Below are 26,615 nucleotides of genomic sequence, written 5' to 3' on the forward strand. Positions count from 1 at the left end.
CGCACGGGCCGCCACAAAGTTGGGCAGTTCGGCCGAATTTTCCCGTACCGGGTTTCGGCCCCGCCCAAACGGATAGAAATGTACTACCCCGGCCGTTATGCTTTGCCGCCGGGCGGCAGGCTGAGGATGAATTCGGTGCCCTCGCCCTCCACGCTTTCCACGGCCAGGGTGCCGCCGTGGCCCTTGGTCACAATGTCGTGGCTCAAGGACAGGCCCAGGCCGGTGCCCTCGCCCACAGGCTTGGTGGTGAAGAAGGGCTGGAAGATTTTTTCCCGCACCTGCTCCGGCATGCCCGTGCCGTTGTCGTGCACCCGAATTTCCACGGCCCCGTCGGCGGTCTGGCGCGTGCACACCGTCACGGTGGGTTGGTAGGTGGCCGCGGTGGCACCTTCCAGTTCGCGCTGGCGCTGGCGCACGGCGTGCAAGGCGTTGGTGCACAAGTTCACCAGCACGCGGGTCAGGTCGGAGGGCACCACGGCTACCAGGGGCAAATTGGGGGCAAAGTCCTGCACCAGCGTGGCGTGGAAGGCGGGGGCCTGGGTGCGCAGGCCCTGGTAGGCCAGCGCCAGCGCATCGGCCACCAGCGCGTTGAGTTCGGTGGGCACGCGCGGGGCCGTGCCGGTGCGGGCATGGGCCAGCATGTCGGTGATGATGGCAGAAGCCCGCTGGCCCTGCTGGCTGATTTTCAGCAGGTTTTGCTTTAGGCCAGCCATTATTTCCTGTTCCAGGCCGGAGGGCTGCGCGGTGGGGCCGTGGTCGAGCAGGCCCACGCTCAAGTCGGCGAAGTTTTTCATGAACGCGAGTGGGTTCTGAAGCTCGTGGGCAATGCCGGCCGACAACTCGCCTACGAAAGCCCATTTCTCGGCCGCCACCAGCTGGCTCTGGGCAGCGCGTAACTCGTCCTGCTGCTGCTTGAGCAGCGCGTAGGCGCGCTGTTTTTCGCGGTTGTTGCGCCAGAGCACGGCGCTTAGGGTGCCCACGACCCCCAGGCCCAGCAGGGCCCCCAGCAGCAGCCAGCCTTGCTGGCGATTCTTGGTTTGGATGAGGCGGCTGTTGCTGGTGAGCATGCCAATTTGGGCCTGTTTTTTGGCCAGCTCGGCGCGGTATTCCAGCACGGCGGCCTTCCGCTGCAAGTCGCTGCTGTTGAGGCTGTCGCGGTACGCGCCAAACAACTCCTCGTAGCGGTAGGCGGCCGCGAAATCACCGCGCCGGGCCGAGGCCTGGGCCAGTATCTGGCTGGCATCGCGGCTGTACTGCCGGGCCCCGCTGCGGCGCGTGGTCTGCAAGCACCGCAGGGCGTAGAAGATGGCGCTATCGGGGCGGCCGGTGTGCAGAAACGTACGGGCCAGCACGAGCTGTGCGCGGGGTATTTCGCCCACAGACCGCAGGTGCTGCGCTAGGCGCAGACTGCGGCGGGCATTGGCAAAAGCTTCCGGATAATGCCCTTGGCGCTCTTCCATATCGCCAATATTAATTCCTTCAAACACCAGGCCGGCTTCGTCTTGCTTTAGCCGAAAGATATTGGCATCCTGCTCGTAGTTGCGCTGGGCGTTGGCCCACTGGCCCTGTGCACGGAAGAGGTTGCCCAACCCGGTGTAGGCGTGCCCGATGCTGTTCTTGTCGCCCGAGCGCTTGGCCCAGCGCAGGCCCTGCGTGAGGTAGCGCCGGGCATTATCATACTCGTGCAGGTAAGTGCTGGTGATGCCCAGTTGGGTGTTGAGAAAGGCCAGCCACTTCTCGCTGTGCGCAGCCTCGGCCAGGGCCAGGCCGCGCAGGTTGGCCTGCAACGACTTCGCATACAGTCCCTGTTCCGAGTACACGCTCGACTGATTGTAGAGGCTGCGGGTTTGGCCCAGGCGGTCGCCCACCCGCTCAAAATCGTGCCGGGCCTGCTCCGAAAAACTTTCGGCCAGGGCATACTCGCTGCGGTGGCGGTGGTAAAACCCCAGGCCCAGTTCGGCCTCGGCCGCGCCGCCGGTGTCGCCCAGCAACTGCGCCAACTGGCGCGCCTCCTCAAACAGGGCGGCCGACTCATCGGGGGCGTTGTTGCGCAGCTCCAGGGCCAGCGCATTGAGGCTTTTGACGCGGGCGGCATCGGGCTGGGGGTGGGCCCGCACTTCGGCCCGGAGGCTGTCGACGGTATGGGTTTGGGCGGTCGCCGGCACCGGACAACTGAGCAGCACCCCGCCGGCCACCGCCCCGCGCAGCCCCCAGCCCAGCACCGTGCGGCGCAGGCCCGTGAGCCAACTGGTGGCGGCGTGGGGGCGCATCCGGTTAGCTAATTTCTCCACGGCTCAGGCGGGCAGGGTAATAAGAAATTCGGTGCCCTCGCCCTCGCGAGTTTCCACGGTGAGGGTACCGCCGTGGCCCTTGGTCACAATGTCATAGCTCAGCGACAGGCCCAGGCCGGTGCCCTCGCCGGGCGGCTTGGTGGTGAAAAACGGCTGAAATATTTTTTCCCGCACTTGCGGCGGCATTCCCGTGCCATTGTCGGAAATCAGAATTTCTATCACCGGGCTGTGGGTGGGGCGGCGGGTGCGCACCGTCACGGTGGGCTGGTAGTTGGCCGGCCCGCCGGTGCTTTGCTGCGCCAGGTCGCGCTGGCGCTGGCGCACGGCGTGCAGGGCATTGGTGCACAGGTTCAGGAGCACGCGGCCCATGTCCTGCGTCACCAGGCCCACCAGGCCCAGCTGGGGGTCGAGCTCCTTGCTCAGGGTGGCGTAAAAGTTTGGGTCGGTGGTGCGTAGACCCTGGTAGGCCAACGACAGCGAATCGGCGGCCAGGGCGTTGAGGTCGCTGGGCACCGACTGGCCGGTGCCGGCGCGCGAGTGCTCCAGCATGTCCTTGATAATGGACGAAGCCCGCTGCCCGTGCTGGCTGATTTGCTGGAGGTTCTGTTTCAGGCCGGCCAGAATTTCAGTTTCCAGTGCCGGGGCGGGGCCTTCGCCGTTCATGCCCTCCACGAGGTCGGTGCTGACTTCGGCAAAGTTTTTCATGAAGGTGAGCGGGTTTTGCAGCTCGTGGGCAATGCCGGCCGTGAGCTCGCCCAGGAAAGCCATTTTCTCGGCCTGCACCAGCTGGTTCTGCGTTTGGCGCAGTTGGGCCAGGGTGCGCCGGTTCACCTGCAGCTGGCGGTAGATGAATGCCCCCAGCCCCGACACCAGCAGCACGGTCAGCAGCGCCCCCAGCAGTAGCCACTGGCCCAGGCGCAGGCGCACGGCCTGTACGGCCTGGGCTTGTTGCAAGCTGGCAATCTGGGCGTTCTGGGCCTGTTCCATCCGCTCACTTTCGTACTGCGCTACGTGGAAAGTATTCTGGGCAGCGTTGAGCGTATCGGTGAGGGCGATGTAGGCGCGGGAGTAGCGCTGGGCCTCGGCTGGCCGGTTGCGGTCATCATAAAAGGCGATGAGCTGCTTCAGGTACTCCGGCCGCAGGCGCTCGATGCGGGCGGCGGTGGCCTTTCGGTAGGCCTGCAGCCAGTGGGTTTCGGCGCGGGCATCGTCGTGCCGGGCCGTGTAGTACCGGGCCCAGGCGGCATCGAGCTCAAACTCGCCGGGCTTGCCGGTCATGGGGATGTGCAGCGAATCGTCGAGCTGCTGGGCCTGCTTTAGGAGCTCGCCGGCGGTTGCTACGCGCTGCATTTGCAGCAGCACCCGGCCCTTTTGCACCAGCGCGTAGGCCTGGCTGAGCTTGCGCTCATTGGCATCGCCGCCCCGGGCAGCCAGCACCGAATCTACCATGCGCAGAGCGGTGGTGGGGTGCTGGCCTTCGGCATACAGGCGCGACAAGGCCAGGAACGTGAACACCCGCTCCATGCCCTGGATGCGCCGGAACTCGGGCAGGCGCAGGGCCTGGCCTAGGTATTGCACGGCCTTGGCGCGGTTGCCCCAGTCGGCGTATATGGCCCCGGCCACCAGCAGCTCGCGCACGTAGAGCGGCCGGTCGTAGGTGCGCACCAGGTCGGCGGCGCGCAGCACGCTGTTCAGGGTGCGGTTGTAGTCGCCCATGCGCCGGTAGTAGCCACCCTGCGACACGTAGCACGCGGCCACGTTCTCGGTCGCCCCGTGCAGGCGGTAGTAGGCCAGTTTTTCCTCGTAGTAGCGTTTGCGCGCATCCATGCGGTTCAGCCGGTTATAGAGCGTCACCAGGTCTATCAGCAGCCACGGAATGGGCCGGCCTTGGCGGTCAAATTCCGTCACGGCTACTTTCATGGTATCCAGGGCGGCCGCATCGGCATTGCCTTGCTGCCACAGCACCAGCCCGTTGCGCAGGTGGCGGTAGGGGGCCGCGTCCAGCACTTGCAGCTGCTGGTTCAGCCGCAGCAGCTGGTCGAGCAAGGGCAGCGCCTGCACGTTGGTGGGGTGCAGGTCGAGCAGCTGCTGCACCACCCGCAGGCGGGCGGCGTCGGATGTTTGTTGCGGCAGGGCGCGGGTTAGCGAATCATAATCGACCTCCCAATAGGACTGCCGGGCAACCGCCGGCCTGCACATCATCCAGAAAATCAACACCGTAAAAATCCATCTCATGAACAAAGCTGGGTTTTGGCGGCGACAGGAAGATGGGCTGCCCACCCGAACCGCACTCCTTGGCGCAGCAGCTGCCGGAACGAAAAGCGGTTGGGGCGGTGGGACATCATTGCAGGTAGAAGCGAGTGGAAATTGGGTAAAATTACGGCCCGATTGCCGGGCCGGCCGGCATCGCCAGGCACCGGCCGCCGTTGGTCGCGCAAAGATGAATTAATTACTTCAATTCCATTATAATTGATATCAGGAATTGAAAGCACCGTCCTAATTTGCAGCAATTGGTTATCTAAAAATCTGCCTACACCAAAGCAGGTCACCGCTTCATAAAATAGTAGCCTAGTGCTATATTTAATCAAGGTAGTAAATAATCCTGCCGCGCAATAAATCAATTCTCAGTTTATTGCATTGCCTACTTTTTTCAGGAGTGGCGTAGTAGTTGCTGGCGGCTTTCCGCATTTTGCTTTTTCTGTTGCCGGCAGCCCCGCCGGGGTTCATCGTTTCACCGCGTCCGTTCCTTCCGTATGCGAGCCTCATCTGCCGAAGCGTTTATCGTGCGCGAGTTGCGCCGGGGCCTGGCCCCCACCCTCTACTACCATAGCCTGGACCACACCCTCGACGTGACGCAGGCAGCCCAGGCACTGGCTGCCGCCGAAGGCATGACCGATTCCGAAAGCCTGGCGTTGCTTCGCACGGCGGCCCTGTACCACGATGCGGGCTTCCTGCATACGTATGAGGGCCACGAGGCCCGGGGCTGCGAGATAGTACGCGCTACGCTCCCGAAATTCGACTATTCGCGGGGCCAGATTGAGCAGATTTGCGCCCTAATCATCGCTACGCAATACCCGCAGGAACCCCGCTGCCACCTGGCTCAAATCCTGTGCGATGCCGACCTCGACTATCTGGGACGCCCCGATTTCGTGCCCATCTCCACCAGCCTTTTCCGCGAGCTGACGGCCCGCCAGCTCATCGCCAGCGAGCACGCCTGGTTTCAGCTACAGGAGCGTTTCCTCACAAGCCACCAGTACTGGACGGCCACGGCCCTGGCCCGGCGCGGCGCGCCCAAACAAGCCCGGCTCGACCACATCCGCGCCCGCCTGGCCGCCTGGCCCGGCTGCGGCATGCCTACGGCCAAGTAGCTTAGTAGTCGGCCAGCCCGTTGCGGAGCGAATACACTTCGGCAAAGCCATTGGTGAGCAGCAGCTGCGCCGCTTTTTGGCTGCGCACGCCGCTGGCGCAGTGCACCACCACCAGCACATCGGGCTGCAAATCGGCTAGCTGCCCCGCCAGTTGGCCCAGCGGAATCAGCTGCCCGCCAATGCTGCGGCGGGCGTGCTCGTGCGGCTCGCGCACGTCGAGCAGCTGGAGTGGCCGGCCGCTGGCCTGCCAGGCTTTCAGCTCGTCGGCCGAGATTTCGGGGGCGCGGGCCGGGACGGTTTCGAGGGGCGCTTCGCCGCAAAAGGCCGCGTAATCGGACGCCAGTGCGGTAAGCTGCTGGTTGGCCGCCACAGCCCGAAAGCCGATGGCTTGGAAGCGCATGCTGAGGGCATCGACCAGCAAGAGACGGCCGCTCAGCACCTCCCCTATTTCGAGAATAATTTTCAGGGCCTCGTTGGCCTGCATGGTGCCGATGAGGCCGGGCAGCACGCCCAGCACGCCGATTTCGGCACAATTGGGCGCGTCGCCGGGCGCGGGCGGCACCGGGTGCAGGCAGCGGTAGGTGGGGCCGCTTTGGTAATTAAACACCGAAACCTGCCCTTCAAACTTGAAGATGGCCCCGAACACCAGGGGCTTGCCCAGCACTACGCACGCATCGTTGACGAGGTAACGGGTGGCGAAATTATCGGAGCAGTCCACCACCACATCGTACCCCACAAACAGCGCCAGCGCATTGCCCGCCGAGAGCACGACTTGGTGCGCTTGCAGCGCGATAAAGGGATTCTGGGCGCGCAGCTTTTCGGCAGCCACTATGGCTTTGGGCCGGCCCACGTCGGCGGTGGTGTAGAGCACCTGACGATGCAGGTTGCTGTCGTCCACGGTATCAAAGTCGAGCAGGCCGAGCAGGCCCACGCCGGCGGCGGCCAGGTATTGGAGCACGGGGCAGCCCAGGCCGCCGCAGCCCACCACCAGCACGCGGGCGGCTTTGAGCTTTTGCTGGCCGGCCGCGCCGATTTCGGGTAGCAGCAGGTGGCGGCTGTAGCGGGTGGTTTCGGCGGCGGAAAGCGGGGCGGTGGCTGAGGTCATTTTGGTGGCGGAATTTTGGCGCCTTGGCGCTTAGCATCGGCTTAGTTAAACAGCGAGCCGGAGCAATTGGCGATAAGCCGGTTGCGAATTTCGGGTGAATGCCGCGCATCAGTAGTCATTGCCCTTACGAATTTCCGCTGGCCCGCGCTGCTGCCGGGCCATTGCGTGCTGGCGGGCTGCTGCCCTACATTTGCCGGATTAGGCAAAAGCACGGGCAAAGTGAAATAAGGTCTTTCACAACTTTATTTAATTTAACATAATAATAAAATGACTTAACAAACCTGGCTTACAGATAATCCAGGCCCATTTTGCTATTTGCAGCAAGGCAAGACCGCGCCTCTTCGCCGCCGCTTACCAAGTCACACCCAGGTGCTCACCAAAGGAATCCGACTGACAACCGCTACCCCGGAGCGAACTTACCGCCATGAAAGTTTGCCTTCCAATTTTTGCTCTGGCTGTGCTGTTGCTCGGCCTGCTCCCCTGCGCCCAAGCTCAAAAAATCGCCTTGCACGAGTTGCCCATCACGCCGGCCACCGCCGCCTGGGGCTATTATGACGCCGCCGCGCCGCCCGTGCTGCGCATCAAATCCGGCGAAACGGTGCGGGTGCACACCCTCATCACCTCCACGCCGGCCCGGCTCGAAGGCGCGGGCCTGCCCGCCGCACAGGTAGAGCCGAACCTGCGCGACATCACCGAGCACGTCACGAATAAAGGGCCGGGCGGGCACATCCTCACCGGCCCCATTTTCGTGGAAGGGGCCGAGCCCGGCGACGTGCTGGAGGTCCGCATTCAACGCATCGACCTGGCCATTCCCTACGCATACAATGCCTTTGGGGCCAAAAGCGGCTTTATTCCGGAGGATTTCGGCTACGCCAAAATGCGCATTATCCCGCTCGATGCGAAGAAGATGGTGGCGCACTTCCTGCCGGGCATCGACGTGCCGCTGCGACCGTTTTTCGGGAGCATGGGCGTGGCTCCGCCGGCCGCTTCGGGCCGCATCAACAGCGCGCCGCCCGGCATCCACGGCGGCAACCTCGATAACAAGGAGCTGGTGGCCGGCACCACGCTGTATTTGCCGGTGCACGCGGCGGGCGCGCTGTTTTTTGTGGGCGACGGCCACGCCGGCCAAGGCAACGGCGAGGTCGACATCACGGCGCTGGAAACTTCGCTCACGGGCACGCTACAGTTCATCGTGCGCAAGGATTTACACCAAACCCTGCCCCGCGCCGAAACGCCCACCGCCTACATCAGCATGGGCCTGAATGAAGACCTCATCCTTGCCGCCAAGGACGCGGTGCGCGAAATGATTGCCTTCCTGGTGGCCGAAAAGCACCTCAGCCGCGACGACGCCTACATGTTGTGCAGCGTGGCCGGCGACCTCGACGTGACGCAGGTGGTGGACGGCACGCGCGGGGCGCACATGATTTTGCCCAAGAGCATTTTCGGGAAGCTTAAAGCGGCGAAGAAGGACTAGCAGGATGCTCTCCATTGTTAGCTCAAACCAAAAATCCAATATCTTCGCTATCCACGCTTTCCTTTCGGCTTATCATCTGGATATGATACAAAAGAGTCTGCTTTTCTTCGTGTTGCTGGGCGCGCCGCTGGCGGTGCGGGCGCAGGTCGATACCGTGCGGGCCAGCACGCTGCCCGGCCCGCAGCTGGCCGAGAAGGCCTACAACAGCGGCCTCGTCAGCTTCAGCAAGCAGAGCTACCCGGCGGCGCTGGCCAGCTTCGACCAGGCCATTGCCGCCAAGCCCGATTTTGCGGCCGCCTACACCAACCGCGCCGCCACCCGCTACGAGCTGAAAGAATACCCGCAGGCCCTGGCCGACTACGACCAGGCCCTGAAGCTGGAGCCCGGCAACTACGCCGGCTACTTCGGCCGGGGCCGCACCCACGAGGCCCAAAACCAGCTCAGCGAAGCCGAAACCGACTATTCCGAAGCCCTAAAGGCCAAGACCGACTACGCGCCCGCTTGGTACAACCGCGCCGTGCTGCGCTTCGAGAAAGGCGACTACCAAGCCGCCCGCGACGACTTTGACGGGGCCATCAAGGCCGACCCCAAGCTGGCTTACGCTTACCACGACCGCGCCAGCACCCAGCAGAAACTCGGCAACTACGCCGCCGCCGCCCTGGACTATACCGAAGCGCTGAGCTTGCAACCCGAGCTGCTTTCGGCCCTGCTGAACCGCGCCACCGCCGAGCGCCACACCGGCCAGTTGCCCCAGGCCCTGAAAGACTACGACGCCTACCTGGCCAAGAAAACCGACAACGCCCTGGCCTACAACAACCGCGGCAGTGCCCGCTTCGAGAACAAGGACTACGCCGGGGCCATTGCCGATTTCAGCCAGGCCCTGCAGCTCGACCCGAAGTACGCCTACGCCTGGAACAACCGCGCCGCCGCCCACCTCAAGCTGGAGAAATACGCCGATGCCGCCGCCGATGCCAGCGCCGCCCTCAAGCTGAAACCCGACTACGCCGAGGCCTACCTCAACCGCGGCCACGCCCGCGAAATGCTCCGCCAGGCCGATGAGGCCTGCCAGGACTGGCGCAAAGCCGCCGAGCTGGGCATTGCCGTGGGGAATAACTACGCGGCGGCCGCCGGCTGCGCGGGCGAGGCGGCGGAGTGAGTGCTGTCAGTATCAGATTATAATTAAGCCCGTCATGCAGAGCGCAGCGAAGCATCTTGCCCGCAGCAAATAATTCCATCGAACCAACGAAGCGGTAAAGATGCTTCGCTGCGCTCTGCATGACGACCTTTTATTCCTAGCCACCATGTACTTCCGCCTACTTCTGTCCGTTCTCCTCGCCAGCGCCGCGCTGCCCGCCGCGGCCCAGAGCGTGGCCTTCACCAAAGACAACTTTGGCGATAACAAAGAAGGCTTGCGCGAAGCGAACCGCGAGCTGAAAGCCGGCGACGACGACTACCGCGCCGACCCGCCGCGCTACGCCCAGGCCCTGCCGCACTTCCTGGCGGCCCACGAATTTAATCCCAACAATGCGGCCCTGAATGTTAAAATCGGCGACTGCTACCTGAACTCGGCCACCAAAACCGCCGCCCTGCCCTACCTGCAAAAAGCCGCGAAGCTTGATGCTACCGCCGATGCGCGCACCCACTACCTGCTGGCCCGCGCCCTGCACCTGAGCGCGAAGTGGCGCGAGGCCATGGCCGAATACCAGCTGGCCACGCCCGTGGGAAGCAACACCCGCAACGGCAGCGCCGGCACCATCACGCCCAACGACCTGCAACGCCGCATTCAGGAGTGCCGCAATGGCCAGCAGCTGATGGCCCACCCCACGCGCGTGTTTATTGATAACGCAGGGCCGGAGCTGAATTCGCAGGCCTCGGACTACGGGCCGGTGGTGTCGGCCGATGAGTCGACTATTCTGATTACGTCGCGCCGCGAGGGCTCGACGGGGGGCAAGAAAGACCCGGAGGGCAACGGCTATTTTGAAGACATCTACCAGTCGACCTGGAAGGGCAAGGCCTGGAGCCGCGCCGCCAACCTAGGCGCACCCGTGAACACCGACGACCACAACGCCACCGTGGGCCTGGCCCCCGATGGCCAGCGCATGCTGGTGTACGTGGGTACCAACGGCGGCGACCTGCTCGAAACCACCCTCAGCGGCAGCACCTGGGACAAGCCGCGCCGCCTCAACAGCCGCATCAACACCAACGCCCACGAAACCTCGGCCAGCTACTCGCCCGATGGCCGCTACCTATACTTCGTGAGCGACCGGGAGGGCGGCGCGGGCAGCTCCGACATTTATAAAGTGGACCTCGACGGCAAAAACACGCCCGTGAGCCTGGGGCCAACCATCAACACGGCGTATGGCGAGGAGGGCGCCTTTATGGCCCCCGATGGCAAAACGCTGTACTTTTCGTCGGAAGGGCACAACTCGATGGGCGGCTACGACATCTTTAAATCGGTGTTTGAGAAAGGCAAGTGGAGCACGCCGGAGAACCTGGGCTGGCCCATCAATACGCCCGACGACGACGTATTTTTCGTGACTTCCGCGTCCGGCCGGCACGGCTACTACAGCAGCGACCGGCCCGGCGGGCTGGGCGCGAAGGATATTTACCGCATCACCTTCCTCGGCCCCGAAAAACAGCCGTTGCTGAGCGAGGAGGACCAGTTATTGGCCTCGCGCCTCGCCCCAATCAAGCAAACGGTGCTGGCTCCGGCGGTGGCAGTGGCCACGGCCCAGGTCACCATCCTGAAAGGCACCGTGACCGACGACGCCACCAAGCAGCCGCTCGACGCGGCCATTGACCTGATTGACAACACCAGCGGCCAGACCATTGCCAACTTCCGCAGCAACGCCACCTCGGGCCGCTACCTCGTAAGCCTGCCTTCGGGCACCAACTACGGCATCGTGGTGCGGCAGGACGGCTACCTGTTCCACTCCGAAAACTTCGACCTGCCCGCCGGCGCGGCCTTTGCCGAAGTGGTGAAGGACATCCCCCTGAAGAAGCTGGAAGTGGGCACTACTATCGTGCTGCGCAACATTTTCTTTGATACCGGCAAGGCGACATTGCGCCCCGAAAGCACCGCCGAGCTGGAGCGCCTGCAAAAGCTCCTCACCGAAACGCCCGCCCTGAAGCTGGAAATGGCCGGCCACACCGATGACGTGGGCGAAGCCGCCATGAACCAGGACCTCAGCCAGCGCCGCGCCCAGGCCGTGGTGACGTACCTCACGCAGCACGGCATCGCGGCGGCCCGCCTCACGGCCATGGGCTACGGCGAAACCCGCCCCGAAGTGCCCAACACCAGCAAAGGCAACCGCCAGCTCAACCGCCGCACCGAATTCAAGGTGACGGCTAAGTAGGTAGCGCGGACTTTTAGTCCGCGCCTGGGACTAAAAGTCCGCGCTACAGTCGGGCAAAACGCTGTGTTCGTCGGGTTCTGCACTTCGATAACCGGAAACCCGGCCCAACGCTTAAAAGCCCGCTCTACCTTGCAGCGTCAAACATCTGCCTCATCCGGCAAGTGGCGTTTTCTGCTTGAAACTACTTCTCCGCTTTCTCTACATCCGCCGGCTGGGCCTGCTGTTGCTGGCACTGCTCGGGCTGCTGCTATGGGTGCGTCCGGCCAGCGCCCAACAGGCCTATTTGCGCCAGTTTGGCCCCACCGAGGGCTTCCGGCCGGCCTTTGTGTACGCGCTGCTGCAGGACCGGCAAGGCTACCTCTGGCTGGGCACCGGCGAAGGTCTTGTCCGCTACGACGGCACCCAGTTCACCTCTTTCACCAAAAAGGACGGGCTGGCCGAGGATTTTGTGGTGTCGCTGCGTGAGGAGCCCGCCACCGGCCGGCTCTGGGTGGGCCACTACCAGGGCGGCATCTCGGTGAAGAAAACGGCCGCCGACACCTTTAGTCAGGCCAAGCGCAGCGCCGTGCCCGCCGGCTTGCGCCTGCCCGCCGACGGCCCTCCACCCGTCGACACTGCCGCCATTGGCCGCTACCTGCGCCGCTACCACCTGCACCTGCCCGAAGGCACCGAGCCCACCTGCCTGCTCGAAGACCGCGAAGGCAACGCCTGGCTGGGCACTGCCGGCCAGGGCCTGCTGAGGCATTCGGACCGGCACCTGCGGCTGGAGCCGTACCCCGCCGCATCGGCCAATCAGTTGCCGGCGCTGGCCACGGTGCATCAAAAAGGCTTGGCCGAAGCTTGGGCGGCTTTCGGTGGCAACCGCTTCTTCCGGCTTCACGCCAATGGCCTTGTGCCTGCGCAGCAAGGTAATTTCGTGGCTCCGGCTCTACGCGGCGGTTCGGTGAAAGCGCTGCTGCCGCGCCCAGCGCGGCTGGGCGGCGGGTTCTGGGTGGGCACGGCCACGGGCCTCTACACGGCCGCACCGCCGGGCCATATTTTGCAGGCGGTGCCGGGGTTATCCAATAGCCCCGATTTCAACGTCACGGCCCTGGCCTACGCGCCCCGCTCCGGCCTCTGGGTGGGCACCGCCGCCGATGGCCTCTACCTGCTGCCCGCCGATTCTTCGCAGCGCATCCGCCATTTCACCACGGCCAACGGCCTGCTGCACAACACTACCTACGCCCTGCTGGCCGACCACACCGGCCGCGTCTGGGTAGCGACGCACGGCACCGGTATCGCTGCCTACGACCCCGTACTGGACGAATTCGTGCACTACCGCCTCGGCTCCGTGGGTCTCGATGCCAGCAGCCTGGCCGAAGATTCCGACGGCCGCATCTGGGTGGGCACCGAAGGCCAGAGCATCTACTGCCGCCAGCGCTCCGGCCAGTGGCAGCAGCTCACCGCCGCCAGCCAGCTGCCTTCGGACTATGCCTACGGGCTGCTGCCGCTGCCCGCTGCGCCCGGCCACGTCGGCCCGCAGCTGCTGCTGGTGCACCGCCAGGGCCTCACCCTGCTCGACTGTCGCACCCGCGCCTTTACCCCGCTCGCCGCTACCGACGACCCGCTGGCGCGCGACTGCCTCGGCCCCGCGGCTCTGGCCGCCGGTCCCGGCCCCGGCGCGGTAGCGTGGCTGAGCACCCGCGCCGGCCTGCTGCGCGTGGATGTGGCCGCCGCCCGCCGCATCGTGGCCGCCCGCCGGCCCGGTCTGGCCATTACCGGGGTTGAAGTCGACGGTGAGCCGCGCCCGCTGGATGCGCTGGGCACCTTCTCGGCCACCCGCCACCGCGTCAATTTCACCTTCCAGGGCATCAGCCTTAATCCCGGCGAAGCCCTCACTTACCAGCACCGCCTGCGCGGCCTTTCCGACGAATGGAGCCGCCCCAGCACGGCCGGCGAAGCCCAGTTTCCGGGCCTCGATGCCGGCCAATACGTGTTTGAAGCGCGGGTACGGCGCGGCAATTCCGGCCCGTGGAGCCCGGTGGTGGCCGCCGCGTTTGGGGTGGCCACGCCGGTGTGGCGCACGTGGTGGTTCCGCACGCTGGCGGTACTGGCGCTGGCCGGATTGGCTTATGGGGTAGTGCGCTTCCGCGAGCGCGCCCTGCGCCGCACGCAGCTGATGCTGGAGCGCACCGTGCGCGAGCGCACCGCCGAGCTGCGCCAGCAAAAAGCCCACATCGAAGACATCAACGCCGATTTGGTGGTGGCCCGCGACGCGGCCGAGGCTTCGCGCCGGGCCAAGGCGCAGTTTCTGGCCAACATGAGCCACGAAATCCGCACGCCGATGAACGCCGTCATCGGCCTCACCAACCTGCTGCAAGCCACCCGCCCCAACCCCGAGCAGGCTGAATACCTCACGGCCATTGAGTCGTCGTCGCAAAACCTGCTGGTGATTATCAACGACATCCTCGACAGCTCGAAGATGGAGGCCGGCAAGCTCACGCTGGAGCAGGTGCCCTTCCGCCTGCCCGAAGCCGTGCGCCGCCTCGGGGCCATGTTCAAGTTTGCCACCGAGAGCAAGGGCCTGTTTCTGACGGTGAATGTGGCCGACAATGTGCCCGCCGCCGTGCTCGGCGACCCCGTGCGCCTGAACCAGATACTGGTAAATCTGGTGGGCAACGCAATCAAATTCACCCGCACCGGCGGCGTCACGGTCACGGTGGAAGCAGTTCCCGGGCCTGAGTCGCTCATTCATTCCTTCACTCATTCGCTCATTCGGTTTGCGGTGCGCGACACCGGCATTGGCATCCCGCAGGACAAGCTGGGGGCCATTTTCGAGGATTTCTCGCAGGCCAATACCTCCACCACCCGCGAGTTTGGCGGCACCGGCCTGGGCCTGAGCATTGCCCGCAACCTCGTGCAGCTGCACGGCGGCCAGCTTGGCGTGACCAGCGAGGAAGGTCAGGGCTCCGAGTTTTTCTTCGAGCTGCCCTACGAAGTGGCCGATGCCCGCGCCGCCCAGCCCGAAGCCCACGCCGGGCTGCTCACGCCCTTCGAGCCCGCGCTGCGCGTGCTGGTGGCCGAAGACAACGCCCTCAATCAGCTCGTGGCCCGCAAAACCCTCGAAGCCTGGAACGTGCAGGTCCTCATCGCCGACAACGGCCGCCTGGCCGTGGAGGCCGTCACCGACGCCACCCAGCCCTTCGACGCCATCCTGATGGATGTGCAGATGCCCGAGCTCGACGGCTACGCGGCCACCCGCGAAATCCGCCGACACTTCCCCGATGCTAGCCAGCTGCCCATCGTCGGCCTCACGGCCTCCGTGCTGCCCGAAGACCGCGCCCTGGCCCTGGCCGCCGGCATGAACGATACCCTCGCCAAGCCCTTCGAGCCCGCCGTGCTTTACGCTCGCATTGCTCACTTTACCGGCCGAAGCAATTGGGGGCAGGAAGGCATGGGAGTAAGAGAGCAAAGAGGAACAGGGACACTCACCAAGTACGGTGAGTCTACCGAAAACCAGCCAACTCCTACCCTCGCACCCTCCTACCCTCCTGCCCTACAAAACCCTCCTACCCTTAAACCGGACTGGCACCTGCTCGAAGAACTGGCCGGCGGCAACGAGGACTTCCTGCGCCAAATCATCACCACTTTCCTCACCGAAGCCCCGGCTCTGGAGGCACTGCTAGCTGCCACCTGCCCCCATGACCCCGCCGCGCTGGCCAGCACGGCCCATAAGCTCAAGGGCCAGGTGGCCTATTTTGGGGTGCCGGTGCTGCACACCCAACTCGACGAATTGGAGCGCGCCGCGCGCCACCCGGCCCTGCCCTACTGCGAGCCGTTGCTCGACACCATCCGCCAGCAGCTGGCCGAGCTGTACCCGCAGCTGGAGGAGCGGGCCAGAACTTGAAAACTGAACGGTGCGCCCTACATTCGTTACCAAAACGCCCACCGCTTCGATTCCTTATGGCTGTTTCTAAACTGCGTTGCTTAGTGGTTGATGACGACCCGCTGTCGGTTCAGATAGTGCTCAATTGCATCAACAACACGCCATTTCTGACAGCCGTCGGCAGCTTCACCAACCCCATCGAAGCCGCCGAGTCTCTGCGCATCGCGCCCGTCGACCTGCTGTTTCTCGACGTGGAGATGCCTTTGCTCTCCGGCATCGAGCTGCTGGGCACGCTCCAGCACCCGCCACTGGTTGTGCTCATCACCAGCAGCAAAGACTATGCGGTGCAGGCCTTTGAGCACGCCGTGGTCGACTATTTGGTGAAGCCTGTGAGCTACGCCCGCTTCCTGCAAGCCGCCCAAAAGGCGCTTGAGGTGGCCGAGCGGCGCTCCGCCGCTACTTCCGACGCCATCGAATCGCCCGACGCCGACGCTGATTTCACCTTTGTGAAAGTCGACAGCAAGCTCGTGCGCGTCGGCTTCGACGAAGTGCGCTACGTGGAAGCCCTCGGCGACTACGTGCACATCGTCACGGGCCAGAGCAAGCTCATCGTCTACAGCACCATGAAGGCCGTGGAAGAGAAGTTTCCTAGCAACCGCTTCTTGCGCGTGCACCGCTCGTTCATTGTCAACTTCAACCGCATTCAGGCCCTCGAAGACAACTCGGTCATTGTGGAAGGCAAGCACATTCCCGTGGGCCAGACCTACCTGCGCGAGGTGATGCAGCGCCTCAATAAATTATAGACCTTGCGCCTTCCCATTGCCTAACCAATTGACATGATGCACTTTCCGCCAGTTGTTTTTTTCACCAAAACCACGCTGCTGACCGGCTTGCTCGTCCTAGTGGGCGTGGCCGCTCAGGCTCAACAGGCCGGCGACACCACCAGCGTGGGTTGCGGCCCGCCCCTGCCGCGCATGCTGTGCGTCGACCTCGACGGCCGGCCGTCCATCGACGAGCCCGCCGGCCCTTTCACCTACCAGTGGCACATGGGCGATGGCACCACCCTCACCGGCCCCACGGTGAGCCATTGCTATAAAGAGCGCAAAAACTACGTGGTCGAGCTCGACGTCATCGTGGACAAAACCGGCGAAATCCGACGCGGCCAGAAGTACATCCCCGTCAACCTCGTGCAGCAGGACATCGTCGATTTCACCGCCTCGGCCACCCGCGTGCGCGTGGGCCAGTCCGTATCCTTCGATTCGCCCGAAGCCCAGCTCCTCACCTGCCGCAACGTGCAGTACATCTGGGATTTTCGCGACGGCTCCATTGTGCAGAGCCGCACGGCGCAACACATTTTCCGCCGGCCCGGCACGTACTCGGTACGCTTCAGCATGCGCGGCTACGGCTCGCAGGCCTGCGTGGCCAGCCACTGCGTCTCGCGCGAAATCGTGGTAGAGCCTTAAATTCTGGTGAGGCATAGCGCATGGCCCGTTTTATTTTCTGGCGTCTGGCTCGCACTTTCCTGGCAATCTGGGCCTTGGCCTCGGCCGTATTCCTGCTGAGCCGCCACGACCTCGACACCGCCCTGCGCCTGGCCCTGCCCGATGCCGCCAGCCAGACGGGTTCTGGCACCGCCCTGCTACCCGGGAGTCAGCGGGCCGCGCTACAAGCCCTGCGCCAGCGCTTCGGCCTCGATTTACCCACTTTTTACGTGAGCCGCGGACCGGCTTCGTCGGCTGGCGTTCGGCCGTGGCACTGGCACGGCTCTCACAACCAGTACCACCAGTGGCTGCGGGCCTTGGCGCACGGCGATTTGGGCACGTCATTTCGGACGGGCGAGGGCGTGGTGGGGCGACTGCGCCACGCCCTGGCTTTCACCCTGCCGCTCACGGGCACGGCGGCCGTACTGGCCGTGCTGGGCGCGCTGGCCCTGGCACAACGCCTGGCCCCTGCTCCGTGGTGGCAGCGCCCGTTGCGCGCGGGGCTGGTAGCCGTGCACGGATTGCCGCTGTTTGTGGTGGCCCTGCTATTGCTGCTGGTATTTGCCAATCCCGACGTACTGAACTGGCTGCCCGCTTACGGCTTCGGCCAATCAAATGAAATGGACACAAATACTGGCCATTATCTGGCAGATGGCTTCCTGCATTTAATTCTGCCGGTAACCGCTTTGGTCATCACGGCCGTGCCCGAGCTCACGCTTCAGCTCACCGCTGCCTTGCAGCAGGAGCTGGGCACCGCCTACGCCACCACGGCCCGCGCCAAAGGCCTGTCCGAAGCGGCCGTGGTCCGGCACCATGCGCTGCGCAATGCCTTGCTTCCCACCCTGGCCCAGATTGCCGAGTTCCTTCCTGCCCTTGTGGCCGGGGCCGTGGTGGTGGAGGTGGTATTTGCCCTGCCCGGCATGGGCCGCCTTCTGGCCGAAGCCTCCGCCGCCCGCGACTATCCCGTGCTGATTGGCGGTGTGCTGCTCACCGGCGCGGTTCGCCTGCTGGCCCTGCTCCTCGCCGACCTCTGTTACTTTTGGGCCGACCCCCGCATCCGTTGGCAGTCCTGACCTCTTTTCGCCCCACGTGGTCGCAGCGGCTGGCATTGGTTTGGCTGAGCCTGCTGGTACTGGTAGCAGCCGTTGCGCCGCTGCTACCCCTGCCCTACCTACCCGGCACGCCCGATTTGGCTCACATGGCCGTGCCGCCATTTGGAGCCAGCCAGCACTGGCTCGGCACCGACCCTCAGGGCCGCGATGTGCTAAGCATTCTGGTATATGGCACCCGCACGGCCGTGTTGCTCACCTTGCCGGCCGCCCTGCTGGCGGCACTGGTTGGGGGCCTGGCCGGGGCCGCCGCCGGCTTTTGGGGAAATACGGCCCGGGCCTCCCTCTCCTACTGGCTGATGGCCGCGGGCGGGATGTGGTGGGTGCTACAACTCCCTATTTCTACCCTCGGGCTCGCATTGGCACTGCTTGGTGGAGTTCTGGCTTTGCTAGCGAAGTGGCAAAACCGCCCGCAGCCCGCTTGGCCGCTTCCGGTCAATGCGTTGGTGATGGGTGCGGCCACGGCCCTCGACACCATCCCGCGCCTGATTGTGGTGGTGGCCGTGGTGGCCAGCATCGGGCTTTCGGTCCCCGGCCTGCTGGCGGTGCTGGTACTGACGACATGGCCTCCGCTGGCCCGTTTGGTGCGGGCACAGATGCTGAGCGTGCGCCAGCTGCCGTTTGTGGAGGCAGCGCGGGCAGCCGGCCTTTCGGAAAAGCAAGTGTGGTTTCGGCACGCCTTGCCTCATGCCTTGCACCCACTCCGCACCGCCCTGCCGCTGAGTATTGCGGGCCTGCTGGGGCTGGAAAGCACCTTGTCGTTTCTGGGCATTGGCTTGCCCCCGGAGGTAGCCAGTTGGGGCCGGTTGCTCGCTACTGTGCGTGCTGAGCCCAGTGCCTGGTGGATACTATTCTTCCCATCATTACTCCTCACCATGAGCATATTAAGCCTCAACGCCCTAAGCCGCCTGCCAATATCCAGGACTTAGCCTTCTTTGGTAAATACAGAGGCAATTTATTTAATACCCGACGAAAGGTTGAGTGGCTAATTCGATGTCGCAAGTCGAGGCATTTTCTTAGAAGCAGGCCTTAATTTTAGCTCGTCATATTCTTATTATATATCCTTTATTATTAATTATTTATAAAATAAATATCTTGCGGAAGATTATTCATACATAACTTTTTATATTAAAAATTGCTGTAAAACAGCACATAATCCTGTTTTTACGATGTCACAATCAGGGCCATTCTGTCCTTTTGTAGACATAATAGTGGCCGTAACATTGTATTGCTTTTAATAACAAACCCTCGCTGCTCACCCTAGGTAGCGCTCCTTTTTCTACCACCATATTATCGATATTCTTATGTACCTGCTCATTTATCCATCATTAAGCACTCCTCGCCGGTCGAAAACCCTGAAAGAAGCCGCTCGTCCTATCTCCGTAGGCATCGATTTCGTCACTCCCGACGGAATGGTGGTGCCCCGGGCTCTCGGCGAAGCCGCACTACTGGGCCGTACCGCCGTTTTGGTTGGAGGGCTTCTGGTTGGAGTATGGCCCCAGGCTTAAGCCTGCGTTGCTGCTATTATTCCGCTCTTTCCTTCTTTTTGATTTCCAGCTCCGATTACCTTACCCTTCGCTGCATCTGGTATAATATTCTACCCATAATCCAGTATCTACTTCTACCGCTCACCGGCTACCCCTGCTGAGCTTCAACCCGTCGTCTACCCCGGCGGGTTTTTTTGTCCGATATCCAGGCAAATAGTGCCTGGCTAAGTATCGATTTCGTTTTGGGCGCTCACCAAGGCAATGCCTTCGGCGAAGGTGTGGGGCTGGTAGCCGAGGTCGTGCCGAGCCTTGTCGATGAGGAAGCCGGTGCGAGCCGGGCGGCGGGCGGGCTGCGTGAAGGTGCTGGCGTCCACCCGTTCAATCAGGCCCGCATCGAGGCCGAAATGTTCGGCTACGCGCAGGGCCATGGCGTGGGGCGTGAGCAATTCCTCGCCGCTGATGTGATAGATACCCTGGGCATTGTGCCGGGCCAGCAGCCAGCAGCCCTGGGCCAGGTCTTCGGCCAGGGTGGGCGTGCGCCACTGGTCGGCCACTACTTTGATGGGTTTGCCGGCGCGTAGCGAGTCGCGCACCCAGAGCACGATATTGGTGCGGCCGTAGTCGTGGGCCACGCCGTACACCAGCACGGTGCGGGCAATGGCCCACGGGCCGGAACTGGCCCTCACCGCCTGCTCGGCAGCCAGTTTGCTTTCGCCGTAGAAATTGACGGGGCCCGGAGCAGCATCCTCGGCCAGCGGGCCAGTCTCGCCGCTGAAAATGAAGTCGGTACTGAGGTGCGTGAGGTGAATATGCTGCCGGGCGCAGGCCTGCACCAGGTTTTCGACGGCCGTCACGTTGTGCTGCCAGCAGGCCGCGCGGTTGAGCTCGCACTCGTCCACGTTGGTCATGGCGGCGGTGTGGATGACGTGGGTGGGCTGCTCGTGGGCCAGCACCTGCTGCACCTGGGCGGCATCGCTCACGTCCAACGCTACAAACCGAACATCGGGATAAAGGCCCGCCAGCTTATTATTGCCCCGCGAGGTGGCCACAAGAGTCACGTCGGGCTGCTGCCGCAACAAGGCCACCAGCTTCTGCCCAAGCAGGCCATTTGAACCCGTGAGAAGGACTTTCATGCGATTACGGGTACGTGTAGCCGTATTCCTTCGTGATTTTCTTGCGCTTCAGCTTCTCCACCTTCATGGTCATTTTGGCATCGGCCAAGGGACGGTCGCGGCCGTCTTTGGGGAGCTTGGCAATTTTATCAATCACGTCGAGGCCCTGAATTACCTGGCCAAAAACGGTGTACTGGCCATCGAGAAAATGGGCCCCGTCGTGGTTTTCGACCAAGTAAAACTGGGTGATGCTGCTGGGCGTGCCGGCCGGGCCACCCATGCGGGCGGCGGCCACGGCACCGTAATTGTGCTGGTGGCCGGGGGCGAGCTCGGCCGGGATGGTGCCTTCGTTGGGCTGGCCCATGCCGTCGTTGTTGGGGTCGGCATCCTTCGAGTTGGCATCGCCGCCCTGAATCATGAAGCCTTCGATGACGCGGTGGAAGGTGGTGCCGTTGTAAAATCCGCTCTGAGCTTTTTTCAGGAAGTTGGCTTTGTGCAAGGGGGTGTCATCGAACAGAACCAGGCGAATAATACCCTGCGCCGTGGTAATGGTCACCACTTCATCCTTGCCTTTGTGTTTGGCGGGCTTGGCCGGCTTATCAGCCGCGAAGGAGGGAGAAGTCAGCCACAGCAGGGCCAGGCATAGGGTGCCAACCCAGGGGAAAAGGAAGGATTTCATAAAGGAAAACGTCAGAAACAATGGGGATAACGCCCCAAAACTACGTGAATTGGCAGGCCCCGGCCAAGCATCCGGGCGGCTTCAGCCGCGGTGCTCGCGAATGCTGGCCAGGATTTCGCGCCCGCCGCGTCCCAGCACGGCATCGGCCACCGATACGCCCAACGCCCGGGCTTCGGCGGCGGTTGCGACGGTCTGGATTTCCTCCACGTACTCTTCGCCGTTGAGGCTGATGAGGCCGCCGTGCAGGCGCAAGCGACCGCCATCGAGGGTGGCCAGCGCGAAGGACGGGATGCTGCACCCGCCTTCCATGGTGTGCAGAAAGGCGCGCTCGGCCAGCAGGCAAGTGTGGGTGGCGGGGTGGTCGAGGGCGGCTTTGAGGCGGGCTTTCAGGCTTTCGTCCAAGCCGGCGGCGCACTCGATGGCGATGCTGCCCTGGCCGGTGGCGGGCACGAACTGGTGGGCCGGCAGGGTATGGCGCACCAGGTGCTCGTAGCCCATGCGGTGCACGCCGGCAAAGGCCAGCACCAGCGCGTCGAACTGGCCTTCTTCGAGCTTGCGCAGGCGGGTTTGGAGGTTGCCACGGGCTTCGGCGGTTTCGGCGTGGGGATAAAAGCGGCGCAGTTGGGCCTTGCGGCGCGTGCTGCTGGTACCCAGCACGATGCCCGGCTTATCGAGCGAAAAATGCTCGTCAAAACTCAGCACCACGTCGTTCACCTGCTCGCGTTCCAGGAAGGCCAGCAGTTCCAGCTCGGGCGGAATGCTGCTTTGCACGTCCTTGGCCGAGTGCACGGCGAGGTGGGTTTCGCCCCGCAACAAGCTGGCTTCCAGCTCTTCAGTAAACACGCCTTTTGACCCAATTTTGGCCAGGCTACGGTCCTGCACGGCGTCGCCGGTGGTTTGCATGGGCACGATTTCGGTTTCGAAACCGGCTTTTTGCAGCAGGTCGGCAACGTGCTCCGTCTGCCATAGGGCAAGGCGGCTGGCGCGGGTGGCGAGGCGGATTTTCATATGCTATTATCAGTTAGCAGGAAGCAGTTAACAAGTTGACTACGTGAGCTACTGGGCCAGACGCAGCTGACTGCCAAGGCGTAAGGAGCTATCCACAAACACCATTTTGGCGTTGGCGTTACGCTCTATGTGGTAATGGGCGTCGGTCAGTTCTTTGGTTAATAAATCGGCGTTGCGCGGGGTAACGAATTTGGCGAAGCCGGTCACAAATTGTTGCTCGCCGTTGGCCAGGTGGGGCACAAATTTCGGGTCGATGCCAAACAGCAGCACCTTGCGCACCAACCCCAACGAGTAGCTGAGCAGCTCCTTCTGGTTTTCGCGGCCCAGCTTCTGAAACTCCTCGCTCTTCTTCAGGATATCGGCGGCCTTGCTGCTGTAACCGAAGCACAAACGCATCCAATCGCGAAAAAACTCGAAGTAGTCGTGGTCGGCGTTGGCGTCGCGGCTGGCAATGGCTGCGCCGAGGCTGCCTTCGGCCAGTTGGGCTACCTGGCGGGCTTTGGCCTCGGGCACTTGGTATTCGGAGTGCAAATATTCGGTGATGTCATCTTCGGAAAACGGGCGCACCACCACCGGCTGCACCCGGCTGATGATGGTGGGCAACAGCTGCTCCGGCGCGTGGCTGACCAGCAGGAAAATGGTGGCGGGTGGCGGTTCCTCCAGCAGTTTCAGCACGGCGTTGGCGGCGGCGGGGTGCATGAGTTCGGGCAGCCAGAGAATCACGATTTTGAAGCGCGCCTCGAAAGCTTTCAGGCTCACCAGCTTCAGAATCTGCACGGCCTCATCCTTGGAGATGTTGCCTTGCTTGTTTTCGGCCCCGATGTGCTGCATCCAGTCGTTGAGGCCCTGGTAGGGGTTGTCGAGCACGAAGGCCCGCCACTCGGCCATGAACTTGCTGCTCACCGCGTCCTTGGTCACCGTTTTGGTGGTGGTCACGGGCACGATGAAGTTCAGGTCGGGGTGGGCGAGCTTGGCTATTTTGGTGCAGGCCGGGCAGTGGCCGCAGCTGTCGTCGGCATCAGGGGCGCGGTCTTCGCAGTTCAGAAACTGGGCATAAGCAAGGGCCAGCGCCAGGGCCGCGCCGCCCTCCTGCCCCCGGAAAAGCTGAGCGTGCGCCACGTGCTGCCGCTGCACCGACTGGCGCAGGAGCTGCTTAACGGCAGACTGGTTGGGGATGTCGGCGAAGGTCATGCTTTGGCTTTCTCCCAAACCCGGTCTTCTTCTGTCGACTCAAATACCACCTTCATAATCTTCTGCTCCACCGCATCATACGGCAGGCTGCGCCGGGCCATCACGCGCTCGGCCACTTCGTTCACTTTGGGCAGCTTGAAGGTTTCGAAGCCTGCCGCGCCGCCCCAGCTGAAGCTCGGGATAAAGGTGCGCGGGAAGCCGGCCCCGAAGATATTGGCTCCCACCCCCACCACGGTTCCGGTGTTGAACATGGTGTTGATGCCGGCCTTGCTGTGGTCGCCCATCATCAGGCCGCAAAAGGTCTGGCCGGTATCCACGAAGCGCTTGGCGGCGTGGCTCCAGATTTTGACGGGCGCGTAGTTGTTTTTGAGGTTCGAGGTGTTGGTGTCGGCCCCCAGATTGCACCACTCGCCAATGACGGAGTTGCCGAGGTAGCCGTCGTGGCCTTTGTTGGAGTAGCCCAGCAGGATGCTGTTGCCTACTTCGCCGCCAACTTTCGAGAACGGGCCTACCGTGTTGTCGCCGCGCATTTTGGCGCCGGCGTTGATGTGCGAACCCTCGCACAGCGCCAGCGGACCTTTGATGATGGCACCCTCGTGCACCTGTGAATTTTTACCCAGGTAAATCGGGCCGTCCTCAGCATTCAGAATGGCCGCCCGAATTTTCACGCCTTCCTCAATGAAGATATTCTCGGCGCCATATACAATGGTATGGGCGTCACCCACCGGCTGCGAAGTACGGCCTTTGGTAAGCAGCGCGAAATCGCGGCGGATTTCCACTCCATTGCGCAGGAAAAGCTGCCACGGCCGGTCAATCACCGTCACGGGCTCGGCCACCTGCCGGGTTTCGGGAATGCCGTTTTGAATGAGCTCGGCCACCAGCGAGGCATCGGCCACGTGCGCGGCCACCAGCAGCTCATCGCAATACAGCGCCTGGCCGGGCTGCAGAGCCTGCACTTGCTTGGTCAGCAAATCATCGGGGCACACCGCGCCGTTGATGATGAGGGCCGGGCCGCTCACGTCGCCGGCCGGGAACTTGGCCTGCAAATACGGCTGCGTGAGGTAGCCCACGGCCGCCACGCCCAGCCGGTGCTGCCACTTCTCGGCCAGCGTGAGGATGCCGCAGCGCAGCGCCGCCACCGGCCGCGTGAAAGTGAAAGGCAGCAGGTGCGGCCGAATGGCCGGGTCGTCGAAAAGGAGAACGTGCATTTTTCTTAAGCTATTAGCTAATAGCTGTTAGCTAATAGCTTCTTTTGAAATAGACCCAAATTTACGGCAAGCGGGTTGGCAAAGGGCCAATAAAAAACTCCTTCCGGCGAAACCGAAAGGAGTTCTTAAAAAGCTAACGGCTATCAGCGGGACGCTAACAGCGGATAAAAGCTATTGCTTGCCAGCGCTGTTCTGCTCTTTCTTGGCGTAGCGGCTGCGGAATTTCTCCACGCGGCCGGCCGTGTCGATGAACATGTTTTTGCCGGTGTAGAAGGGGTGCGAAGCAGAGCTTACTTCGATTTTCACCAGCGGGTACGTTTTGCCGTCTTCCATCGTGATGGTGTCGGTCGGCTTCATCGTCGAGCGCGTGATGAACTTAAAGTCCGAAGAAGAGTCCTGGAATACGACTTCCTGGTACTCGGGGTGGGTGTCCTTTTTCATATCGAGAGGTCGGTTTTACCGGTTGAACCCTGCCGATTTTGCGGAAGGGACTGCAAAAGTACGGCTTAGCTCGGAAATACCCAACTCTGCGTCCAATATTTTCGCCGTAGCCAGCCCCGCCACCCCGTGCGACTGAGCTTGTTGGCTTTCTGAAAAGGTTGTACATTTGAATTCGGCCCACACTCGGGGCCGGCCCGTTGCGCGTGCTGAAGCCTGTACTCGTTCGCCGTCTGTTTCGCCGTTCCGGCCCCGTAGCGCTGTTGCTGGTGCTGTGCAGCGCGGTCGTGGTGTATGCGGCGGCTACGCTCACGGTTTTCACGGCGGCCTACTCCGGCACCCTCGTGCGGGTCGACTGGGAAGTGAATAGCGAAACCGACGTCACCGGCTTCGAGCTGGCCCGCAAGGGCGCCACCGAAGCCAGTTATACGATAGTCAATACCACCGCTGCCACCGGCATGCGGCACTACCAGTACCTCGACGCCAACGTGTACCGCACCACCGGCACCACCACGCCCGCGCCCCCTTCGGCCGGCAATGGCCCCTACACCTACCGCCTCACCGTGCGCGGCCCCGGCGCCGACCAGAGCTACCTCACCGTGCTGGCCGGCACGCCCAGCGCCGTGCAGCGCTCTTGGGGTACCATCAAGTCGATGTTCCGGTAGGGCAGAACTTTAGCAGCACGTCATGCTGAGCGGAGCCGAAGCAGCTCTACCACGCAACTAATTAGGTTTAGTATTGCGGTAGCGATGCTTCGGCTCCGCTCGGCATGACGTTCTTTTTGTTGATAAATACCTTCCTGATGCCTATTCCAACCCGCCTTTGCTTCGCTTCCAACAATGCCCACAAGCTCGATGAAATCCGCCCGCTGCTGCCGGCCAGCATCGAGCTGCTGAGCTTAGCCGACATCGGCTGCCGGGAAGAGTTGCCCGAAACCCAGGACACACTGGAAGGCAACGCCCGCCAGAAAGCCGAATACGTGCGCCAGCACTACGGCGTGGCCTGCTTCGCCGATGACACTGGCCTGGAAGTGACGGCCCTGAACGGTGCGCCGGGCGTGTACTCGGCCCGTTACGCCGGCCCCCAGCGCCTGGCCGAAGACAACGTGACCAAACTACTACAGGAGCTGGCCGGCCAGCCCGACCGCTCGGCGCGCTTCCGCACGGTGGTGGCGCTGGCTGGGGCCGATGGCACCATGCACGAGTTTGCGGGCGAGGTGGCGGGCATTATTACGGAGGACCGGCGGGGCACCGGCGGCTTCGGCTACGACCCCGTGTTTGCCCCCACCGAGGGCGACGGCCGCACGTTTGCCGAAATGAGTGGGACCGAAAAAAACCGCATCAGCCACCGGGCGCGCGCCGTAGCTGGGCTCGTGGCTTTTTTGAATGAGGAATAAGAAGGTCTGCCCTTCTATCTCATTTCACCCTGCTACCTTTGCCTGCT

20 protein-coding genes are annotated in these 26,615 nt (G+C 63.1%); 11 read left to right on the top strand and 9 right to left on the bottom strand.

Going from position 1 to position 26,615, the window contains the following annotated elements; translation table 11 throughout:
* Positions 1–95: 95 nt before the first annotated feature.
* Positions 96–2,291: an ATP-binding protein gene (locus ACYU7Q_RS12015; protein WP_460609662.1), complete on the bottom strand. Its 2,196-nt coding sequence runs from the start codon at positions 2,289–2,291 to the stop codon at positions 96–98.
* Positions 2,292–2,294: 3 nt separating this feature from the next.
* Positions 2,295–4,526 (bottom strand): ATP-binding protein, encoded by a 2,232-nt coding sequence (locus ACYU7Q_RS12020; protein WP_460609663.1) that lies wholly within the window; start codon positions 4,524–4,526, stop codon positions 2,295–2,297.
* 518 nt (positions 4,527–5,044) lie between these two features.
* Between ACYU7Q_RS12020 and ACYU7Q_RS12025 the strand changes: the two genes are divergently transcribed.
* The gene (locus ACYU7Q_RS12025; protein ID WP_460609664.1) at positions 5,045–5,659 is read left to right on the top strand and encodes an HD domain-containing protein; all 615 of its coding nucleotides are present in this window, start codon (positions 5,045–5,047) and stop codon (positions 5,657–5,659) included.
* Position 5,660: 1 nt separating this feature from the next.
* Here ACYU7Q_RS12025 and moeB read toward each other — a convergent pair whose 3' ends face one another.
* Positions 5,661–6,764 (bottom strand): molybdopterin-synthase adenylyltransferase MoeB, encoded by a 1,104-nt coding sequence (gene moeB, locus ACYU7Q_RS12030; protein WP_460609665.1) that lies wholly within the window; start codon positions 6,762–6,764, stop codon positions 5,661–5,663.
* A gap of 424 nt (positions 6,765–7,188) precedes the next feature.
* Here moeB and ACYU7Q_RS12035 point away from each other — a divergent pair, with 424 nt between their 5' ends.
* The 8 genes from ACYU7Q_RS12035 to ACYU7Q_RS12070 all read left to right on the top strand — a co-directional run bounded on the left by ACYU7Q_RS12035 (position 7,189) and on the right by ACYU7Q_RS12070 (position 18,978).
* Positions 7,189–8,238, top strand: a complete 1,050-nt coding sequence (locus tag ACYU7Q_RS12035) for an acetamidase/formamidase family protein (RefSeq protein ID WP_460609666.1) — start codon at positions 7,189–7,191, stop codon at positions 8,236–8,238.
* Positions 8,239–8,320: 82 nt separating this feature from the next.
* On the top strand, positions 8,321–9,394 hold the full coding sequence (locus ACYU7Q_RS12040; protein WP_460609667.1) for a tetratricopeptide repeat protein: 1,074 nt from the start codon (positions 8,321–8,323) through the stop codon (positions 9,392–9,394).
* A 145-nt stretch (positions 9,395–9,539) separates the two neighbouring features.
* Positions 9,540–11,594, top strand: coding sequence for an OmpA family protein (locus ACYU7Q_RS12045; protein WP_460609668.1), 2,055 nt, complete (start codon positions 9,540–9,542; stop codon positions 11,592–11,594).
* A 175-nt stretch (positions 11,595–11,769) separates the two neighbouring features.
* Positions 11,770–15,480 carry a hybrid sensor histidine kinase/response regulator gene (locus ACYU7Q_RS12050; RefSeq protein ID WP_460609669.1) on the top strand — a complete coding sequence of 1,237 codons (3,711 nt, stop codon included), beginning with the start codon at positions 11,770–11,772 and terminating at the stop codon, positions 15,478–15,480.
* A gap of 56 nt (positions 15,481–15,536) precedes the next feature.
* Positions 15,537–16,262 carry a LytR/AlgR family response regulator transcription factor gene (locus ACYU7Q_RS12055; protein ID WP_460609670.1) on the top strand — a complete coding sequence of 242 codons (726 nt, stop codon included), beginning with the start codon at positions 15,537–15,539 and terminating at the stop codon, positions 16,260–16,262.
* A 33-nt stretch (positions 16,263–16,295) separates the two neighbouring features.
* The gene (locus ACYU7Q_RS12060; protein WP_460609671.1) at positions 16,296–16,922 is read left to right on the top strand and encodes a PKD domain-containing protein; all 627 of its coding nucleotides are present in this window, start codon (positions 16,296–16,298) and stop codon (positions 16,920–16,922) included.
* 20 nt (positions 16,923–16,942) lie between these two features.
* On the top strand, positions 16,943–18,013 hold the full coding sequence (locus ACYU7Q_RS12065) for an ABC transporter permease (protein ID WP_460609672.1): 1,071 nt from the start codon (positions 16,943–16,945) through the stop codon (positions 18,011–18,013).
* A complete protein-coding gene (locus tag ACYU7Q_RS12070) occupies positions 18,001–18,978 on the top strand; it encodes an ABC transporter permease (RefSeq protein WP_460609673.1) in 978 nt (325 codons plus the stop codon). The genes ACYU7Q_RS12065 and ACYU7Q_RS12070 overlap by 13 nt, the downstream gene beginning before the upstream one ends.
* A gap of 782 nt (positions 18,979–19,760) precedes the next feature.
* On the opposite strand, the gene ACYU7Q_RS12075 is transcribed toward ACYU7Q_RS12070, so the two are convergent.
* From ACYU7Q_RS12075 to ACYU7Q_RS12100, 6 genes are all read right to left on the bottom strand, one after another.
* Positions 19,761–20,669 carry an SDR family oxidoreductase gene (locus tag ACYU7Q_RS12075; protein ID WP_460609675.1) on the bottom strand — a complete coding sequence of 303 codons (909 nt, stop codon included), beginning with the start codon at positions 20,667–20,669 and terminating at the stop codon, positions 19,761–19,763.
* A 4-nt stretch (positions 20,670–20,673) separates the two neighbouring features.
* The gene (locus ACYU7Q_RS12080; RefSeq protein WP_460609676.1) at positions 20,674–21,327 is read right to left on the bottom strand and encodes a peptidylprolyl isomerase; all 654 of its coding nucleotides are present in this window, start codon (positions 21,325–21,327) and stop codon (positions 20,674–20,676) included.
* A gap of 81 nt (positions 21,328–21,408) precedes the next feature.
* Positions 21,409–22,335, bottom strand: a complete 927-nt coding sequence (hemC, locus tag ACYU7Q_RS12085; RefSeq protein WP_460609677.1) for a hydroxymethylbilane synthase — start codon at positions 22,333–22,335, stop codon at positions 21,409–21,411.
* A gap of 48 nt (positions 22,336–22,383) precedes the next feature.
* A complete protein-coding gene (locus ACYU7Q_RS12090) occupies positions 22,384–23,526 on the bottom strand; it encodes a DNA polymerase III subunit (protein ID WP_460609678.1) in 1,143 nt (380 codons plus the stop codon).
* On the bottom strand, positions 23,523–24,734 hold the full coding sequence (locus tag ACYU7Q_RS12095; RefSeq protein WP_460609679.1) for a GlmU family protein: 1,212 nt from the start codon (positions 24,732–24,734) through the stop codon (positions 23,523–23,525). Before ACYU7Q_RS12095 ends, ACYU7Q_RS12090 begins: the two co-directional genes overlap by 4 nt.
* Positions 24,735–24,905: 171 nt before the next feature.
* On the bottom strand, positions 24,906–25,175 hold the full coding sequence (locus tag ACYU7Q_RS12100) for a type B 50S ribosomal protein L31 (RefSeq protein ID WP_241938146.1): 270 nt from the start codon (positions 25,173–25,175) through the stop codon (positions 24,906–24,908).
* Between the two features lie 203 nt (positions 25,176–25,378).
* Here ACYU7Q_RS12100 and ACYU7Q_RS12105 point away from each other — a divergent pair, with 203 nt between their 5' ends.
* Together ACYU7Q_RS12105 and rdgB are read left to right on the top strand one after the other, a co-directional pair.
* Entirely contained in the window at positions 25,379–25,837 is a 459-nt protein-coding gene (locus ACYU7Q_RS12105; RefSeq protein ID WP_460609681.1) for a hypothetical protein, read from the top strand.
* 137 nt (positions 25,838–25,974) lie between these two features.
* On the top strand, positions 25,975–26,568 hold the full coding sequence (gene rdgB, locus ACYU7Q_RS12110) for an RdgB/HAM1 family non-canonical purine NTP pyrophosphatase (RefSeq protein ID WP_460609682.1): 594 nt from the start codon (positions 25,975–25,977) through the stop codon (positions 26,566–26,568).
* The last annotated feature ends 47 nt before the right edge of the window (positions 26,569–26,615 follow it).

The organism is Hymenobacter terrigena, from assembly GCF_054776515.1.

Bases quoted from the DNA above. Each gene is read 5' to 3' on its own strand.
- rdgB (WP_460609682.1), top strand. From the start codon at position 25,975: ATGCCTATTCCAACCCGCCTTTGCTTCGCTTCCAACAATGCCCACAAG.
- ACYU7Q_RS12055 (WP_460609670.1), top strand. From the start codon at position 15,537: ATGGCTGTTTCTAAACTGCGTTGCTTAGTGGTTGATGACGACCCGCTG.
- ACYU7Q_RS12065 (WP_460609672.1), top strand. From the start codon at position 16,943: ATGGCCCGTTTTATTTTCTGGCGTCTGGCTCGCACTTTCCTGGCAATC.
- ACYU7Q_RS12060 (WP_460609671.1), top strand. From the start codon at position 16,296: ATGATGCACTTTCCGCCAGTTGTTTTTTTCACCAAAACCACGCTGCTG.
- moeB (WP_460609665.1), bottom strand. From the start codon at position 6,764: ATGACCTCAGCCACCGCCCCGCTTTCCGCCGCCGAAACCACCCGCTAC.
- ACYU7Q_RS12035 (WP_460609666.1), top strand. From the start codon at position 7,189: ATGAAAGTTTGCCTTCCAATTTTTGCTCTGGCTGTGCTGTTGCTCGGC.
- ACYU7Q_RS12100 (WP_241938146.1), bottom strand. From the start codon at position 25,175: ATGAAAAAGGACACCCACCCCGAGTACCAGGAAGTCGTATTCCAGGAC.
- hemC (WP_460609677.1), bottom strand. From the start codon at position 22,335: ATGAAAATCCGCCTCGCCACCCGCGCCAGCCGCCTTGCCCTATGGCAG.
- ACYU7Q_RS12040 (WP_460609667.1), top strand. From the start codon at position 8,321: ATGATACAAAAGAGTCTGCTTTTCTTCGTGTTGCTGGGCGCGCCGCTG.
- ACYU7Q_RS12095 (WP_460609679.1), bottom strand. From the start codon at position 24,734: ATGCACGTTCTCCTTTTCGACGACCCGGCCATTCGGCCGCACCTGCTG.
- ACYU7Q_RS12080 (WP_460609676.1), bottom strand. From the start codon at position 21,327: ATGAAATCCTTCCTTTTCCCCTGGGTTGGCACCCTATGCCTGGCCCTG.
- ACYU7Q_RS12045 (WP_460609668.1), top strand. From the start codon at position 9,540: ATGTACTTCCGCCTACTTCTGTCCGTTCTCCTCGCCAGCGCCGCGCTG.
- ACYU7Q_RS12025 (WP_460609664.1), top strand. From the start codon at position 5,045: ATGCGAGCCTCATCTGCCGAAGCGTTTATCGTGCGCGAGTTGCGCCGG.
- ACYU7Q_RS12020 (WP_460609663.1), bottom strand. From the start codon at position 4,526: ATGAGATGGATTTTTACGGTGTTGATTTTCTGGATGATGTGCAGGCCG.
- ACYU7Q_RS12075 (WP_460609675.1), bottom strand. From the start codon at position 20,669: ATGAAAGTCCTTCTCACGGGTTCAAATGGCCTGCTTGGGCAGAAGCTG.
- ACYU7Q_RS12090 (WP_460609678.1), bottom strand. From the start codon at position 23,526: ATGACCTTCGCCGACATCCCCAACCAGTCTGCCGTTAAGCAGCTCCTG.